This is a genomic window from Streptomyces sp. NPDC048473 (genome assembly GCF_043200155.1).
Taxonomy (GTDB): domain Bacteria; phylum Actinomycetota; class Actinomycetes; order Streptomycetales; family Streptomycetaceae; genus Streptomyces.
In genome coordinates, this window is record NZ_JBICXE010000020.1 from 66,601 (window position 1) to 82,128 (window position 15,528).

Genomic DNA, 15,528 nt, shown 5'->3' on the forward strand with positions numbered 1-15,528 from the left:
CTGCGCTTCGCGCCCCACGTCCGTGCCCCTTCCGGCAGCTCCTCTGATCCTTCTGGGCCCGGAGGTTAATAGCCGTAGATGAGCGACGCCTGAGAATCGTCGAGGGTGGTGGGGCGGCTCACTCGACGAACAGCCCCCGCGCCGCAGCCCTCGCGTCGAACTCCTCCAACCGCGCCTGCGCATCGGGCAGGTCGTCGCACATCGCCTCCAGCAGCACCCGGCCCAGCAGCATGGGCGCGCACGCGGTGTCGAAGGCGAGCCCGGTGCCGACGGCTGCCGGGATCAGCAGGTCACTGTGCTTGGCCACCGGAGCGAACGGCGAATCGGCGACCGACACCACGGCCAGCCCTTGTTCCTGGGCGTACGCGAGGGCGTCCACGACCTCCTTGGGATGCCGGGGCAGCGCGAAGCAGATCAGAGCGGTGGCGCCCGCCCGCCGCGCGGCGTCGATCCGGTCGTGCAGCATGCTGCCGCCCTCGTCGAGCACCCGGACATCGGGATGGACCTTGGCCGCGAAGTACCCGAACCCGCGCGCCTGCGACGATGCCGCGCGCAGTCCGAGCACGGGGAGCGGCCGGGAGGCGGCGAGCAGCCGCCCCGCCCGCTCGACCGGCCCGGGGTCGGCAAGCAGCTCGGCGAGGTGCTGCAGATTCTCGATCTCGCCGAGAACGGCCTGCTGGTACTCGTTGTACGTACGTTCGCCCACCCCCTCACCCGGCTCGGCGGGCCCCGGCGCGACATCCCGCAGATACCTCCGCAGCGCCGGATACCCGTCGAACCCGAGGGCGACGGCGAACCGGGTGACGGACGGCTGACTGACCCCGGCCAGCTCGGCCAGCTCGACACTCGACAGGAACGGCACCTCGGCGGCCCTGCGCACCATGGAGTGCGCGATGCGCCGTTGCGTCGGCGTCAGCCGGTGCCCCTCGAAGAGCTGCTGCAGTCGTGCGGCAGGGCTGCTCTCGCTCATACCGTCCCCCTCCAAAGTCCTGTGTACTGGTCGATCAGCTCCCCGGCCGCGACTTTTACATCATCGGTGAGCGGCCGGTCCGCGAGGTCGTCGTTGAGACAGGAATCGGCGAGCGCGAAGGCACGGCCCACCGGAAGATCCGGATCGGGACGCAGATCCCGCTGGCGCAACGCCCTTACGGCGGCGACCAGTTCGCAGCCCACGACGTGCCGGTACGCGCCGCAGGCCCGCAACGTCTGACGGGCGGCGAGCGAGGCGAAGCTGGCCTGCTCCTCGACACCGCGGGACAGGACGGCATGGCCGAGCGATGCGGGGGCGGAGTAGGTGCGCAGATCTCCGAGGGCTGCCCCGGCCGCGTACTCCAGGATCATCACGCCGGACGAGGCCGGTTCGCCGTCCGCGAGGAAGGGCCGCAGACGGGTGAGGGCCGGCTCGTTGAGCGCCGAGAGCCGGGAGGTGGAGAGCCGGGCGACCTGGGTCACGGCGAGCCTGAAGTGGTCGAGTGCCAGGGCGAGCTGGGCCAGGTAGAAGCCGCCGTGGTGGTAGGCGGCCGGGCTGTCGTTGGCACCGGCGTCCGGGCAGATGAGCGGATTCTCGGCGGCGGCGTTGATCTCGACGGCGAGAACCCGTTCGAGGGCGTCGGCGGCGTCCTGTGCGGGCCCGTGGATCTGCGGCAGGCAGCGGAAACCGTACGGGTCCTGGATCCGGCCGAGCGGTGGTCCGGGGCGCTCCGGGACGCCGAGCAGCTCCCGCATCCGGGCCGCGACATCGTAGGAACCGGGGTGGGGGCGGGCCGCGTGGACCGGTTCCGCGTAGGCCTCGTACGAGCCGTCGACGGCGAGCAGGGAGAGCGCGGCAACGACCTGGGTGGCGGTGACCAGGCGGCGCAGCTCGTCGAGGGCGAGTGTGGCCTGTCCGAGGGTGAGGGCGTTGCTGCTGATCAGGGCGAGGGCGTCGTTGTTGTCGAGCGGCTGGGGCTCGGGGGCGGCGCCGGGGCCCTGCCAGGGGTGTTCCCCGGCGAGGGCGAGGCCGGCCTGGGCAAGGGCCGCGATGTCGCCGGTGCCGACCGAGCCGAATTCGTTGACGACCGGGTGCGCCCCGGCCTCCAGCGCCTCGCAGAGCGCGGTGACGACGCTGGGCCGCAGCCCGGCGCCGCCCGCGAGCAGCTGGTTGGCGCGTACGGCGAGCATGGCCCGGACCTCGCGGGCGGGCAGCGGTTCACCGATCGCTCCGGCGTGACTGCGCAGCAGCCGCAGTCCGTGGCCGGCTGCCGCCTCGGTGGGGACGGCCTCGTTCCGGTTGGCCCCGACGCCGGTGGAGCGTCCGTAGACCCGCCCGGTGGCGGCAAGCTCCCGGGCGGCGCTCCAGGACCGGTCGACGCGCTTCATCGCCTCACCGTCGGGGACGGGACGGGCGGTGCCGTGGGCGAGCCGGACGACATCGGAGACCGGGAGGGTCTGGCCGTCGAGGACCACGACGCCGACGGAACCGGGAGCTCCGGGAGAGCCGACGGTCCCGGACACGGAGTCCTCGGAGTCCACCAGGTGGGACGACATCATGCGCGAACTCCTCCTATCCGGACACTTTGTCTCGCTCTTCGGGTCTCTGTAACCAGTGTTTTACCCCGAGGCATTGACAACCTATTCAGTAACGAAGAACTCTGCATGACTATATGCAGCCGGGGCAAGGGACGACTGATGATCAAATTCGACGCAGTGAACAAGCGCTTCCCGAACGGCACGACGGCAGTTCACGACCTCAGCCTCACCATGCCGGAGGGCGGCATCACCGTCCTCGTCGGCTCTTCCGGCTGTGGTAAGACCACCACCCTGAGGATGATCAACCGGATGGTCGAGCCGACCTCCGGCACCATCCGGCTCGGCGGCAAGGACATCCTCGAATCGGACGCCGCCGAGCTGCGGCGAGGCATCGGGTACGTCATCCAGCAGGCCGGCCTCTTCCCGCACCGCACGGTCCTCGACAACATCGCGACGGTCCCTCTTCTGCTCGGCCGCGGCCGCAGGGCCTCCCGCGCCAGGGCCGCCGAACTCCTGGAGACGGTCGGGCTGCCCGCCGAGGCCGCCAAGCGCTATCCGCACCAGCTCTCCGGCGGCCAGCAGCAGCGGGTCGGCGTGGCCCGCGCACTCGCCGCGGACCCGCCGGTGCTGCTCATGGACGAGCCGTTCGGCGCGGTCGACCCCGTCGTACGGACCCAGCTCCAGGACGAGCTGCTGCGCCTCCAGAAGGAGCTCGGCAAGACCATCGTCTTCGTCACCCACGACATCGACGAGGCGGTACGGCTCGGCGACCGGATCGCCGTCTTCCGTACCGGCGGCCATCTGGTGCAGTGCGCACCGCCCGCCGAGCTGCTCGCCCGCCCGGCCGACGACTTCGTCGCCGACTTCCTGGGTGCCGAGCGCGGACTGAAGCTGCTGTCGCTGAGCACCCTCGCCGATCTGCCGCGCCGGCCCTCGGCGACGGTGCGGGCCGACGAACCGGCCGCCGCCGGGGACAACGGCTCCGACTGGCTGCTGGTCGTCTCCGCCAAGGGTGAGCCGCTCGGGTGGCTCGACAGCCGGACCGCACCGGCGGGCCCGGCGGGCGACGCCCCGCTGCTCCCCGTACGCCCCCTGCGCGACACGGACTCGCTGCTCTCGGCACTCAACGAGTCGATCGCCTCACCGACCGGTCTGATCGCCCGGATCGACACCGCCGGCGTACTGACCGGGGTCACCACGCGCGAGGCCATCCACGACCTTGCGGGCGCGGCCCACACCACCGCCGCCGCGCAGAAGGCCGTCACACAGAAGACGGCCGTCGCGACATCGGCCGTGGACGGCAGCTCATGACCATCGAGTGGGCGTGGATATCCGACCACGCGAACGACCTGGTCTCCCTCAGCGCCTCCCATCTGCAGGCCGCGCTGACCGCCGTCCTCCTCGGGCTGCTGATCTCCCTGCCGCTGGCCGTGCTCGCCCACCGGGTGCGCCCGCTGCGCGGAGCCCTGCTCGGCCTCTCGAACGTCCTGTTCACCATCCCCTCCATCGCGGTCTTCGTCCTGCTGCTGCCGGTCTCGGGGCTGACCCGCACCACCACCGTCATCGGCCTGACCATCTACACGCTGGTCGTGCTGTTGCGGAACACCGTCGAGGGACTGGACTCCGTACCCGTGAAGACGCGTGAGGCCGCCAGGGCGATGGGGGCCCGCCCGCTGCGGATCCTGCTGACGGTCGAGCTGCCGCTCGCCCTCCCGGTGATCATGGCGGGCGTGCGGATCGCCACCGTCATGTCGATCTCGCTGGTCAGTGTCGCCACGTACATCGGCGACGGCGGTCTGGGCCAGCTCTTCACCGACGGCTTCCAGCGGAACTTCCCCACCCCGGTGATCGTCGGTGTGGTCCTGACCCTGCTCCTCGCGCTGGTCGCGGACGCGGCGCTGGTCGCGGTGCAGTACGCGCTCACCCCGTGGACACGGAAGCAGAGGGCCTGACATGTACGAACTCTTCGCGGACCTCGGCCACTGGCTGACCGGCAGCGAGCAGTGGACCGGCCAGGACGGCATCGCCCATCGCCTCGCCGAGCACCTCCAGTACTCGCTGATCGCCACGCTGATCGCCACGGCGATCGCGCTCCCGGTCGGTCTGCTCATCGGGCACACCGGGCGCGGCGCCTTCCTCGCCATCAATCTGTCGTCCTTCGGCCGGGCCCTGCCGACCGTCGGTCTGGTAGTGCTGGTCTTCCTGGCCGGCGGCCTGTCCATGACCCCGGTGTACGTGGCGCTGGTCGCCCTCGCCGTCCCCTCGATCGTCACCAACACCTACGCCGGGATGACCGCCGTCGACCCCGATGTGAAGGACGCGGCCCGCGGCCAGGGCATGCGCGGTCTCCAGGTGCTGTGGCACGTCGAACTCCCGCTCGCCCTCCCGCTGATCATGACCGGGCTGCGGCTGGCGCTGATCCAGGTCGTGGCCACCGCCACCATCGCCGCCTACGTCAGCTTCGGCGGACTCGGCCGCTATGTCTTCGACGGTCTCGCACAGCGCGACCTCGTTCAGGTGCTGGGCGGCGCGGTCCTCGTCGCGGTCGTCGCCGTCGTACTCGATCTGGCGCTGTCCGGGCTCCAGCGCGTCCTCTTCCGCCACCGCTCCGCCTGAGGAGAACCACCACTCATGACCTCCATGAACCGAAGGACCCTGCTCGGCGGCCTCCTCGCCGCGGCCTCCGTCCCCGCACTCGCCGCCTGCAGCAGCGGAATCACCTCGCTCGACGGACAGGGCGGCAGCGGCGGTGGCGGTGGCGGTTCGAGCTCCGGTGGCATCACCATCGGCACCGCCAATTTCACCGAGAACCAGATCCTCGGCCATCTGTACGCCGCAGTCCTCGGCGCCGCCGGCGTGAAGACGACGGTCCGCGCCAACCTGGGCACCCGCGAGATCCTCATCCCCGCGCTGAAGGGCGGCGACATCGATCTTTTGCCCGAGTACCAGGGCGCCCTGCTGCACTACCTCGACCCGAAGGCGACCGCCACCGAGGAGGGCGAGATGCAGAACGCGCTCGCCGTCGCCCTGCCCGCGGGTCTGCAGATCCTCCCGTACGGCATGGCCGAGGACTCCGACGCCTTCGCCGTCACCCGCGAGACCGCCCGGAAGTACGGCCTGTCCTCCCTCGCCGATCTGGCGAAGCACAACGGAAAGCTGGTCATCGGCGCGGCCCCCGAGGTCAAGAAGCGGACCGTCGGGGCCGTGGGCCTGAAGGACGTGTACGGCGTCACCTTCAAGGAGTTCAAGTCGCTGGACTCCTCCGGCCCCTTGGTGAAGGGAGCCCTGCGAAAGGGCGATGTCGATGTCGCCAACCTCTTCACCACGGACACGGACATCGCGGCCGAGGGCTGGGTGGTCCTCTCCGACCCCAAGAACCTGGTTCCCGGCCAGCACATCGTCCCGCTGATCGCCGACCGGGCCGCGGACTCCACGGTCCGTAAGGCCCTGGCCCGGCTGGGCGCCGCACTCACCACCGAGGACCTCACCGCACTCAACCGCCTGGTCGACAAGGACAAGAAGGACCCCGAGGACGTCGCACACGACTGGGCGAAGCAGCACGGCCTCGTCAAGAAGGGAAGCTGACCGATGGCTGGACTGCTCGAACAGCGCTCCATCGATGTCGTGCCGGACAACGAACGTCACGGCACCGCCTTCAGCCAGTTCACGCTCTGGCTCGGCGCGAACCTCCAGATCACCGCCGTCGTCACCGGCGCGCTCGCCGTCGTCTTCGGCGGTGGCGCGTTCTGGTCGGTCATCGGCCTGGCGCTGGGCAATCTGCTCGGCGGAGCCGTGATGGCCCTGCACTCCGCGCAGGGCCCGCGCCTGGGACTGCCGCAAATGATCCAGTCCCGCGCGCAGTTCGGGGTCAAGGGCGCAGTGGTCCCGCTGGCCCTGGTGATCGTGATGTACGTCGGCTTCTTCGCCAGCGGCAGCGTGCTGGCAGGTCAGGCGGTCGGGGAGCTCACCCACCTCGGCGAGACGCCCGGCATCGTCATCTTCGCGCTGGTCACCGCCGTGATGGCAGCGATCGGCTATCGCGTCATCCATATGCTCGGCCGGGTCGCCGGCGTGATCTGCGCGGTCGCTTTCGTCTATCTCGGCATCCGGCTGCTCGACCGCATCGATCTCGGCGCCGTCCTCGCCGACCGCGCCTTCGATCTGCCGATGTTCCTGCTCGCGGTCTCGCTCGCCGCGTCCTGGCAGCTGGCGTTCGGCCCGTACGTCGCCGACTACTCCCGCTATCTGCCACGTACGACCAGCACCCGCGCCACCTTCTGGTGGACGCTCTCCGGCACGGCGGTCGGCTCCCAGTGGTCCATGATCTTCGGCGTGCTGGTCGCGGCCACCGCCGGGGACGCCTTCCTGGCGGGCCAGGTCGGCTATGTCGTCGCCCTGGGCGGGACCGGCCTGATCGCCTCGTTCCTGTACTTCGTGATCGCGCTCGGCAAGCTGACCATCAACGTCCTCAACACCTACGGCGGCTTCATGTCGTTGGTGACCAGCATCAGCGGTTTCCGTGGTCAGAAGACCCTCTCCCCGCGCGGCCGGGCTCTCTACATCACGGGCATCATGCTTGTCGGCACGGCCGTCGCCCTGCTCGGCAAGGACAGCTTCCTCACCTCCTTCAAGGACTTCCTGCTCTTCCTGCTGACCTTCTTCACCCCGTGGTCGGCGATCAACCTGGTCGACTACTACCTGATCTCGCGGGAGCGGTACGACATCCCTGCCCTTGCCGATCCGCGCGGACGGTACGGCGCATGGCGCTGGGACGCCCTGGCGGTCTACGGGATCGGGCTGGTCGCCCAGCTGCCGTTCCTGGCGACACACTTCTACACCGGCCCGCTGGTCGGGCCGCTGGGCGGCGCCGACATCTCATGGGTGATCGGCCTGGTCGTACCGGCACTGCTGTACTGGCTGCTCGCCCGCCGCAACACCACGCACATCCCGGAACATACGATCCTCCCCGCCCAGGTACCCGCAGGCGAGAGCAGCGGGGCCGGCACCACCGGCGCGGCGGCCACCCGCCCCTAGGACCTCTCGTTCGGATCATGCCGGGCTCGGCGAAAGAGGGGGGGTAGCCCCACTGCCCGCGACGCCCCCGATTCGTACGGTAAAGGACATGGAAACCCCTGACCCTGAGCTGAAGAGCGAGCTCGATGCCACCCTGCATGCCCGTAGTGAACTGGGGTCGGATTACGAGTCCGCGCTCGTCGAGTCATTCCTGGAGAAGGTCGAGCAGCGTCTCGACACCACGCTCGACCGCCGTGTCCGGCGCCATCTCGCCGAGCAGCAGGTGAGCGTCGCCAGGGGTGCACGCCCGTCGCAGCCCATGGCGAATTTCGGCGAGCGCTACGGCTTCGGGATCATCTCGCTGATCCTGGCCATCCCGCTGTCGGCGATCGGCTCCGCGACCGCGGGTACCAGGGGCCTGGTCGTCGCCTGGCTCGGCATCGTCGCGGTCAACGCCGTGCACGCCGCCCGCAACTGGCCCTGGTTCCAGCCGCGTTCGGGGCGCACGGAGTCCGACTGGGAGGACTGAGGGCCGCGGGCCGCGGGACGCGAGGCACTACGCCTGGCGGGTGGGCAGCACGATCAGCTGGCGCAGGTTGATGTGGCGCGCGCGACTGGTGGCGTAGGCCACGAGGTCGGCGATCTCGTCGCTCGACAGCCCCCCGAGCGCGTCGAACATGCCGTCGAGCTGCCCGCTCAGCTCGGCGTTGTCGATGTGGCCGCCCAGTTCCGTGTCGGTGAGCCCCGGCTCGATGTTCGTGACGCGGACATCGCGCGGTCCGAACTCCGTGCGCAGCGACGCCGACAGATACGTGAGTGCGGCCTTCGTCGCCCCGTACACCGCGTAGTTGGGGAACGTGACGTGCGCGCCGATGGACGAGATGTTCACCAGGTCCGCGGTGCGGCCGTCGGCGGCCGCCGCCACCAGGTCGGATGTGAAGGCCCGGATGATCCGCAGGGCTCCCGTCACATTGGTGTCGAGCATCCGCTGCCACTCGTCCGTCCGGCCGGCGTCCACCGGGTTCGGCAGCATCACACCGGCGGCGTTGACCACCAGGTCCACCTGCCCGAACGTGCTGTGCACCCGCTCGGCCGCGGCGTCCACGGACGCCTGGTCGGTGACATCGGCGGTGACGGCGAGCGCCTCACCGCCCTCCGCCTTGATCGTGGCGGCCAGCTCCTCCAGCCGCTCCGCGCGCCGGGCCAGCAGTGCGACCCCGACTCCCTGGGCGGCGAGCAGCCGGGCGGTCGCGGCACCCATGCCGCTGGCGGCTCCGGTGATGACGGCGGTGCGGCCTGCGAGGGTCTCGTACGACATGTCCGTACTCCTTGCGCTCTTCAGGACCGGGGCGTTTCCCCGGGCCCGGTGCCACTCTGCGCGGCTGCCGCCCGGCTACCCAGGGATGCGTTGTTCCTGGGTCTGCCAGTACCAGGTTCGGCGCCCGCGCTTCTTCTACGATCGGTGTCATGGACGGCGACCTCGGTGATTTCCTCCGCTCACGGCGAGCCCGCATCCAGCCCGAGGACGTGGGGCTGAACGCGTACGGCGGCCGACGGCGGGTGCCCGGACTCCGGCGCGAGGAGGTCGCGCAGCTCGCGGGGGTGAGCGTCGACTACTACATCCGGCTGGAACAGGGGCGCGGCCCGAGCGTCTCGGACGCCGTGCTCGACGCGATCGCCCGGGTGCTCCAGCTGGACGAGACGGAGCACACGTATCTGCGTACGGTGGCGCGCCCGAAGCCGCGCGCCTCGGCCCCGGCCGCCACCCAGCGGGTCCGCCCCGGTCTGCGCCTGCTGCTGGACACGCTCGGCGGGGCCCCGGCGTTCATCCTGGGCCGCCGGATGGACGTCCTGGCGTGGAACGCGCTGGGGGACGCGGTCGTCGGCTACTCGCGGATGCCCGTGGCAGAGCTGAACATCCCGCGCCAGGTCTTCCTCGACCCGGCGACGCGCGAGCTCTATCCGGAGTGGGCCGCGGTGGCGGCGGAGACGGTCGCACATCTGCGACTGGACGCGGGACTGCACCCCGATGACAAACAACTGGCCACGCTGGTCGGCGAGTTGTCCATGAAGAGCGAGGACTTCCGCCGGCTGTGGGCGGACCACCAGGTGAAGGCGAAGACGTACGGCGTCAAGCGCATCGACCACCCGGTCGCGGGCGCGCTGACCCTCCCGTACGAGACGCTCGGCGTGCCCGGCGACCCCGGCCAGTCCCTGGTGGTCTACACCCCGGAGCCCGGCAGCGAGACCGCGGAACGCATCGCGCTGCTGGCGAGCTGGGCTGCCGCACCGGCCGGGTGAAGCACCGCCGGGGGCGCGAACGGCGCCCTGCCGGTCCTCGCACATGTCTGCGCGTATGTCCGCGCACATGGGTGTCGCACATGTCCGCGTGTATGTCCGCGCACGCGGATGCCGTGCATGTCCTCGCACATGGTTGTATCGCGGGGACCGCCGCACCCCCGGTTTCCCAGGGGGCGGGACGACGACGGTCCCCGCGAGGGACACGGTCCGGGTCAGGGCCGGTCACCGCGTCCTGGCGACGGTGGAGGTCCGGGAGCCGCTCCGTAGTCCGTGTCGCCGTATGGGTGCCGGCGGGTTTCCCTGCCGACACCCATCAATGTGCCGGACTCGTGTTAAGCGGGTGCTGCGGGTACGTGTCGCGCTCGTACCGTTTTCGCGAAGCCCGGCCTCCCGGACCGCTACGGCTTGCCGGCCGCCGCGTCCTTGGCGAGGAACGCCAGCAGGTCCTGCCTGCTGACCACGCCCTTCGGCTTGCCCTCCACCAGCACGATCGCCGCGTCCGACGCGTTCGTGCCGCCGAGCACCGACATCAGGTCCTCGACCGGTTCACCGGAGCCGACCTGCGGCAGCGGCGGCGACATGTGCTTCTCCAGCGGGTCGGAGAGCGAGGCGCGCTGCGCGAACAGCGCGTTCAGCAGCTCCCGCTCCACCACCGAGCCGATGACCTCGGCGGCCATCACGTCCGGGTGGCCCGCGCCCGGCTTCACGATCGGCATCTGCGAGACGCCGTACTCGCGCAGGACGTCGATCGCCTCGCCGACGGTCTCCTCGGGGTGCATGTGGACGAGCGTCGGGATCGGGCCGTCCTTGTGGTCGAGTACGTCCCCGACGCGCGCGGACGGGCCGGTGTCCTCCAGGAAGCCGTAGTCGGCCATCCACTCGTCGTTGAAGATCTTGCTCAGGTAGCCGCGGCCGCTGTCGGGCAGCAGGACGACGACCACATCGTCCGGGCCCAGTCGCTTCGCGACCTCCAGGGCGGCGACGACCGCCATGCCGCAGGAGCCGCCGACCAGCAGGCCCTCCTCCTTGGCGAGGCGGCGGGTCATCTGGAAGGAGTCCTTGTCGGACACGGCGACGATCTCGTCCGTGACCGTGCGGTCGTACGCGCTCGGCCAGAAGTCCTCGCCGACGCCCTCGACGAGGTACGGACGCCCGGAGCCGCCGGAGTAGACCGAGCCCTCCGGGTCCGCGCCGACGACCTTGACCGAGCCGCCGCTGGTCTCCTTCAGATAGCGGCCGGTGCCGCTGATCGTGCCGCCGGTGCCGACGCCCGCGACGAAGTGGGTGATCTTCCCGTCCGTCTGCTCCCACAGCTCCGGACCGGTGGTCTCGTAGTGCGAGCGCGGGTTGTTCGGGTTGGAGTACTGGTCGGGCTTCCAGGCTCCCGGTGTCTCGCGGACCAGCCGGTCCGAGACGTTGTAGTACGAGTCCGGGTGCTCGGGGTCAACGGCCGTCGGGCAGACGACGACCTCGGCACCGTAGGCGCGCAGCACATTGATCTTGTCCGTGGACACCTTGTCCGGGCAGACGAAGATGCACTTGTATCCCTTCTGCTGGGCAACGATCGCCAGACCGACGCCCGTGTTGCCGCTGGTCGGCTCGACGATCGTGCCGCCGGGCTGCAGCTCGCCGCTCTGTTCGGCGGCCTCGATCATGCGCAGGGCGATGCGGTCCTTGACCGAACCGCCGGGATTGAAGTACTCGACCTTGGCCAGGACCGTCGCCTGGATGCCGGCCGTCACACTGCGCAGCCTCACCAGCGGGGTATTGCCTACGAGGCTGATCATCGAATCGTGGAATTGCACCGTGTACTCCGGGGTCTCCGAGATGGTGCGGCCAGCGTATGCGTACGGGGACGGGATTGGGCGAAGCGATTGAGCGACGGTCGCCGCGGGGCAGTTAGCTGTATGTACGGCGGTACGGCAACGAGGAGGTGGACCGGACTGTGTCAAGGGCAAGGGTGGCACGGCGGATCGCAGCGGGCGCGGCCTACGGCGGCGGCAGCATCGGGCTGCTCGGCGCGGCGGCGGTAGGCGTACTGCTGGCGGAGGTCCAGCTGGCGAAACGGCAGGTGGGCGGCGGTATCGCACCGGTTCCGCCGAGTGCGGACGGACGGTACGGGGTGGCGTTCACCGGCCCCGCCGACCCGTTGCGGCTGGGGTTGCTGGGTGATTCGACGGCGGCCGGGCAGGGGGTGCACCGGGCCGGGCACACACCGGGGGCGCTGCTCGCATCGGGGCTGGCGGCGGTGTCCGAGCGGCCGGTGGATCTGCGCAATGTGGCGCAGCCGGGTGCCCGGTCGGACGATCTGGAGCGGCAGGTCTCGCTGCTGCTCGCCGACCCGTCCAGTACGCCCGACGTCTGCGTGATCATGATCGGGGCGAACGATGTGACGCACCGGATGCCGGCCACCCAGTCGGTGCGCTGTCTGACCACCGCGGTGCGCAGGCTGCGTACGGCGGGTGCGGAGGTGGTGGTCGGCACGTGCCCGGATCTCGGCACGATCGAGCCGGTCTACCAGCCGCTGCGCTGGCTGGCCCGGCGGGTGAGCCGGCAGCTGGCGGCGGCCCAGACGATCGGTTCGGTGGAGCAGGGCGGGCGCACGGTGTCGCTGGGCGATCTGCTGGGGCCGGAGTTCGAGGCGAATCCGCGGGAGCTGTTCGGGCCGGACAACTACCACCCGTCGGCGGAGGGGTACGCCACGGCGGCGATGGCGCTCCTGCCCACGCTCTGTGCGGTGCTCGGGCTGTGGCCGGAGTCCGATCGTCTGGACGGGGCCCGGCGCGAGGACATGCTGCCGGTGGCCAAGGCGGCCTCCCAGGCGGCCAGGGAGGCCGGTACGGAGGTCACGGGGGCCCGGGCGCCCTGGGCACTCCTCAAGCACCGCAGGCGGCGGCGTCTGCCCGCGGCCACGGATCCCCGTCCGCACCCGGAGACGCACGAGGAGCCACGGGGGGATTCGCAGGCGGACGCGCACAAGGAGCCGCGCAAGGAGCCTTATGGAGAGTCGCACGGGGAGTCGCACAACCTCCCGGCCAATTGATCGACTGAGCGGTCGCTTAGAAAAGAGGTCGGCGTCACATGCGCTGCCCGGTGACCCAGCAGCTACGTACAGGTAACTTCCAAGTCAGAACCTGCCAGAACCCGCCTTCCAGCCCTCATGGAGCCGCGTGATGCCCGAAGCCGTGATCGTCTCTGCTGCCCGTTCCCCCATCGGCCGGGCCTTCAAGGGTTCGCTGAAGGGTCTGCGCTCGGACGACCTGACCGCCACGATCATCCAGACCGCGCTGGCCAAGGTGCCCGAGCTGGACCCGAAGGACATCGACGACCTGATGCTCGGCTGCGGCCTCCCGGGCGGCGAGCAGGGCAACAACCTGGGCCGCATCATCGCCGTACAGATGGGCATGGACCACCTTCCCGGCTGTACGGTCACCCGCTACTGCTCGTCCTCCCTCCAGACCAGCCGGATGGCGCTGCACGCCATCAAGGCCGGCGAGGGCGATGTCTTCATCTCGGCCGGTGTCGAGATGGTGTCCCGCTTCACGAAGGGCAACTCCGACAGCCTGCCGGACACGCACAACCCGCTGTTCGCCGACGCCGAGGCCCGCACCGCGGCCCGCGCCGAGCGGGGCGGCGACGACTGGCGCGACCCGCGCGAGGACGGCCTGGTCCCGGACGCGTACATCGCGATGGGGCAGACCGCGGAGAACCTGGCCCGGCTCAAGGGCGTCACCCGCCAGGACATGGACGAGTTCGGCGTCCGCTCGCAGAACCTCGCCGAGGAAGCCATCAAGAACGGCTTCTGGGAGCGCGAGATCACCCCGGTCACCACCCCGGACGGCACGGTCGTCTCGAAGGACGACGGCCCGCGCGCGGGCGTCACCGTGGAGGGCGTGCAGGGCCTGAAGCCGGTCTTCCGCCCCGACGGCATGGTCACCGCGGGCAACTGCTGCCCGCTCAACGACGGCGCCGCCGCGCTCGTGATCATGTCCGACACCAAGGCGCGCGAGCTGGGCCTGACCCCGCTGGCCCGGATCGTCTCGACCGGTGTCTCCGGCCTCTCCCCCGAGATCATGGGATACGGACCGGTGGAGGCCAGTAAGCAGGCGCTGAAGCGCGCCGGGCTGACCATCGACGACATCGACCTGGCCGAGATCAACGAGGCGTTCGCCGCCCAGGTGATCCCCTCCTACCGCGACCTCGGCCTGCCGCTGGAGAAGGTCAACGTCAACGGTGGCGCCATCGCCGTCGGCCACCCCTTCGGCATGACCGGCGCCCGGATCACCGGCACGCTGATCAACAGCCTGCAGTTCCACGACAAGCAGTTCGGCCTGGAGACCATGTGCGTGGGCGGCGGCCAGGGCATGGCGATGGTCATCGAGCGGCTGAGCTGAGCTGCAGCGGAGGGTAGGGGTCGCCTGAGGTACGAAGGCGGCACCTGCCCGCAGCGGAAGCGAAGCGAACGCGACCACACGTCCGAGCGGCTGAGCTGAGCTGCAGCGGAGGGTAGGGGTCGCCTGAGGTACGAAGGCGGCACCTGCCCGCAGCGGAAGCGAAGCGAACGCGACCACACGTCCGAGCGGCTGAGCTGAACGGGTCCTGACATAGCCGTCAGCCGGCTCCCGGCCGGCGACGTGGCCGGTTCCGAGCCCCGACCGTGACCGAATCTCCCCCAGGATGTGACCTATCTCCTGGGGGAGAGTCATTCCCGCAGGTCACACCCGTAACAGGGTTAAACCCCAGGCCCAAAGACCTGTCCAATTCGTGACGTAATGCACTGACACCGGGCGCAGGTAGAGGACAAGCTGAGGTAGGAAGTCGGGGGATCGATTGAAACCGGGAGTATGTCAGTGAGCGCCATGTCTCTTGCCCTGTTGCTGACCACCGCCGCTGCCACGGCCGTCGGCGCTGCTGCTCTGCACGCTGCTCACGGGCTGCGCAAGCAGATCACGGCCCTTCGTACGGAGCTGACCACGGCCCGCATCCACGGCGCCACCGTGCCCGCGCAGAGCCGCAACGACGCGACCCCGGCCGCCGAGATACGCGCGGCCGTAGCCGAAGCACTTGCCGAGGAGCGGGAGCGCGAGCTCGCCGAGGCCCGTGCCTTCTGGGCCACCCAGGAAGCGCGCGATGCCGCCGACGCCCCGTCCCTGCTGGGCGGCCTGGCCGGGATCGGTGAGGATGCGCCGTTCTTCATGCCGCGCCAGGCCGACTTCGCGGGCCTTGAGGCGATGGACCTCGACGCCACCGAGGCGCTCGAAGAGCTCACGGAACTGGCCGAGCTGGCGGACATGACCGAGCTGCCCGAGACGGCGGAGTTCGCCGAGGACTCCCCCGAGCTGGCCGCGGCCCGTCGCCGTCACCCCTCGCACCCCGACTTCGTACCGGTGCAGACCCCGGTCGTCACCGACCACGAGCGCACCGTGAACCGCCTCGAGGAGCTCGCCGACAGCCGTACGGAACTCGCCGATGTGCGCCCCGGCCCGCTCGGCACTCTCGATGTCTATGTCTTCGCCGACGGCACCACGCTCTGTATGACCCCCGGCCACCGCGAGACGGCCGAGCGCCTCGCCGAGTCGCTGCTCGCGGGTGAGCACCCGGTACTGCTGGGCGGCTCCGGTGTCTCCGGCGCGTACGCCCTGACCTTCTCCTGCGGCAAGGAGAACGTCTACATCCTCGCCGACCGCGTCATCGCCTCGTTCTAGC

14 protein-coding genes are annotated in these 15,528 nt (G+C 70.4%); 10 read left to right on the top strand and 4 right to left on the bottom strand.

Annotation, left to right across the window (positions count from 1 at the left end; genetic code table 11):
- Positions 1–118: 118 nt before the first annotated feature.
- Together ACGFU7_RS27950 and ACGFU7_RS27955 are read right to left on the bottom strand one after the other, a co-directional pair.
- Positions 119–970 carry a MurR/RpiR family transcriptional regulator gene (locus ACGFU7_RS27950; protein ID WP_393699252.1) on the bottom strand — a complete coding sequence of 284 codons (852 nt, stop codon included), beginning with the start codon at positions 968–970 and terminating at the stop codon, positions 119–121.
- A complete protein-coding gene (locus ACGFU7_RS27955) occupies positions 967–2,526 on the bottom strand; it encodes an aromatic amino acid ammonia-lyase (RefSeq protein ID WP_393699371.1) in 1,560 nt (519 codons plus the stop codon). The genes ACGFU7_RS27950 and ACGFU7_RS27955 overlap by 4 nt, the downstream gene beginning before the upstream one ends.
- 141 nt (positions 2,527–2,667) lie before the next feature.
- Between ACGFU7_RS27955 and ACGFU7_RS27960 the strand changes: the two genes are divergently transcribed.
- The 6 genes from ACGFU7_RS27960 (at position 2,668) to ACGFU7_RS27985 (ending at position 8,050) form a co-directional block, all read left to right on the top strand.
- Positions 2,668–3,819: an ABC transporter ATP-binding protein gene (locus tag ACGFU7_RS27960; protein ID WP_393699253.1), complete on the top strand. Its 1,152-nt coding sequence runs from the start codon at positions 2,668–2,670 to the stop codon at positions 3,817–3,819.
- Entirely contained in the window at positions 3,816–4,460 is a 645-nt protein-coding gene (locus ACGFU7_RS27965) for an ABC transporter permease (RefSeq protein WP_393699254.1), read from the top strand. Before ACGFU7_RS27960 ends, ACGFU7_RS27965 begins: the two co-directional genes overlap by 4 nt.
- Position 4,461: 1 nt before the next feature.
- Positions 4,462–5,124, top strand: a complete 663-nt coding sequence (locus ACGFU7_RS27970) for an ABC transporter permease (protein WP_393699256.1) — start codon at positions 4,462–4,464, stop codon at positions 5,122–5,124.
- A 24-nt stretch (positions 5,125–5,148) separates the two neighbouring features.
- Positions 5,149–6,093, top strand: coding sequence for an ABC transporter substrate-binding protein (locus tag ACGFU7_RS27975; protein ID WP_393699373.1), 945 nt, complete (start codon positions 5,149–5,151; stop codon positions 6,091–6,093).
- 3 nt (positions 6,094–6,096) lie between these two features.
- Positions 6,097–7,542, top strand: coding sequence for a purine-cytosine permease family protein (locus ACGFU7_RS27980; protein WP_393699258.1), 1,446 nt, complete (start codon positions 6,097–6,099; stop codon positions 7,540–7,542).
- 88 nt (positions 7,543–7,630) lie between these two features.
- Positions 7,631–8,050: a hypothetical protein gene (locus ACGFU7_RS27985; RefSeq protein ID WP_393699260.1), complete on the top strand. Its 420-nt coding sequence runs from the start codon at positions 7,631–7,633 to the stop codon at positions 8,048–8,050.
- 27 nt (positions 8,051–8,077) lie between these two features.
- On the opposite strand, the gene ACGFU7_RS27990 is transcribed toward ACGFU7_RS27985, so the two are convergent.
- The gene (locus ACGFU7_RS27990) at positions 8,078–8,839 is read right to left on the bottom strand and encodes an SDR family oxidoreductase (protein WP_393699261.1); all 762 of its coding nucleotides are present in this window, start codon (positions 8,837–8,839) and stop codon (positions 8,078–8,080) included.
- A 149-nt stretch (positions 8,840–8,988) separates the two neighbouring features.
- On the opposite strand from ACGFU7_RS27990, the gene ACGFU7_RS27995 reads away from it, so the two are divergent.
- Positions 8,989–9,822, top strand: coding sequence for a helix-turn-helix transcriptional regulator (locus tag ACGFU7_RS27995; protein WP_393699263.1), 834 nt, complete (start codon positions 8,989–8,991; stop codon positions 9,820–9,822).
- A 398-nt stretch (positions 9,823–10,220) separates the two neighbouring features.
- On the opposite strand, the gene ACGFU7_RS28000 is transcribed toward ACGFU7_RS27995, so the two are convergent.
- Complete coding sequence (locus ACGFU7_RS28000; protein WP_393699264.1) at positions 10,221–11,627, bottom strand: cystathionine beta-synthase; 1,407 nt, start codon at positions 11,625–11,627, stop codon at positions 10,221–10,223.
- Positions 11,628–11,782: 155 nt separating this feature from the next.
- On the opposite strand from ACGFU7_RS28000, the gene ACGFU7_RS28005 reads away from it, so the two are divergent.
- The 3 genes from ACGFU7_RS28005 (at position 11,783) to ACGFU7_RS28015 (ending at position 15,527) form a co-directional block, all read left to right on the top strand.
- The gene (locus tag ACGFU7_RS28005; RefSeq protein WP_393699374.1) at positions 11,783–12,865 is read left to right on the top strand and encodes an SGNH/GDSL hydrolase family protein; all 1,083 of its coding nucleotides are present in this window, start codon (positions 11,783–11,785) and stop codon (positions 12,863–12,865) included.
- 130 nt (positions 12,866–12,995) lie between these two features.
- On the top strand, positions 12,996–14,216 hold the full coding sequence (locus ACGFU7_RS28010; RefSeq protein WP_393699266.1) for an acetyl-CoA C-acetyltransferase: 1,221 nt from the start codon (positions 12,996–12,998) through the stop codon (positions 14,214–14,216).
- A gap of 480 nt (positions 14,217–14,696) precedes the next feature.
- On the top strand, positions 14,697–15,527 hold the full coding sequence (locus ACGFU7_RS28015; RefSeq protein WP_393699376.1) for a hypothetical protein: 831 nt from the start codon (positions 14,697–14,699) through the stop codon (positions 15,525–15,527).
- Position 15,528 lies beyond the last annotated feature (1 nt).

Bases quoted from the DNA above. Each gene is read 5' to 3' on its own strand.
- ACGFU7_RS27950 (WP_393699252.1), bottom strand. From the start codon at position 970: ATGAGCGAGAGCAGCCCTGCCGCACGACTGCAGCAGCTCTTCGAGGGG.
- ACGFU7_RS27955 (WP_393699371.1), bottom strand. From the start codon at position 2,526: ATGTCGTCCCACCTGGTGGACTCCGAGGACTCCGTGTCCGGGACCGTC.
- ACGFU7_RS27960 (WP_393699253.1), top strand. From the start codon at position 2,668: ATGATCAAATTCGACGCAGTGAACAAGCGCTTCCCGAACGGCACGACG.
- ACGFU7_RS27965 (WP_393699254.1), top strand. From the start codon at position 3,816: ATGACCATCGAGTGGGCGTGGATATCCGACCACGCGAACGACCTGGTC.
- ACGFU7_RS27970 (WP_393699256.1), top strand. From the start codon at position 4,462: ATGTACGAACTCTTCGCGGACCTCGGCCACTGGCTGACCGGCAGCGAG.
- ACGFU7_RS27975 (WP_393699373.1), top strand. From the start codon at position 5,149: ATGAACCGAAGGACCCTGCTCGGCGGCCTCCTCGCCGCGGCCTCCGTC.
- ACGFU7_RS27980 (WP_393699258.1), top strand. From the start codon at position 6,097: ATGGCTGGACTGCTCGAACAGCGCTCCATCGATGTCGTGCCGGACAAC.
- ACGFU7_RS27985 (WP_393699260.1), top strand. From the start codon at position 7,631: ATGGAAACCCCTGACCCTGAGCTGAAGAGCGAGCTCGATGCCACCCTG.
- ACGFU7_RS27990 (WP_393699261.1), bottom strand. From the start codon at position 8,839: ATGTCGTACGAGACCCTCGCAGGCCGCACCGCCGTCATCACCGGAGCC.
- ACGFU7_RS27995 (WP_393699263.1), top strand. From the start codon at position 8,989: ATGGACGGCGACCTCGGTGATTTCCTCCGCTCACGGCGAGCCCGCATC.
- ACGFU7_RS28010 (WP_393699266.1), top strand. From the start codon at position 12,996: ATGCCCGAAGCCGTGATCGTCTCTGCTGCCCGTTCCCCCATCGGCCGG.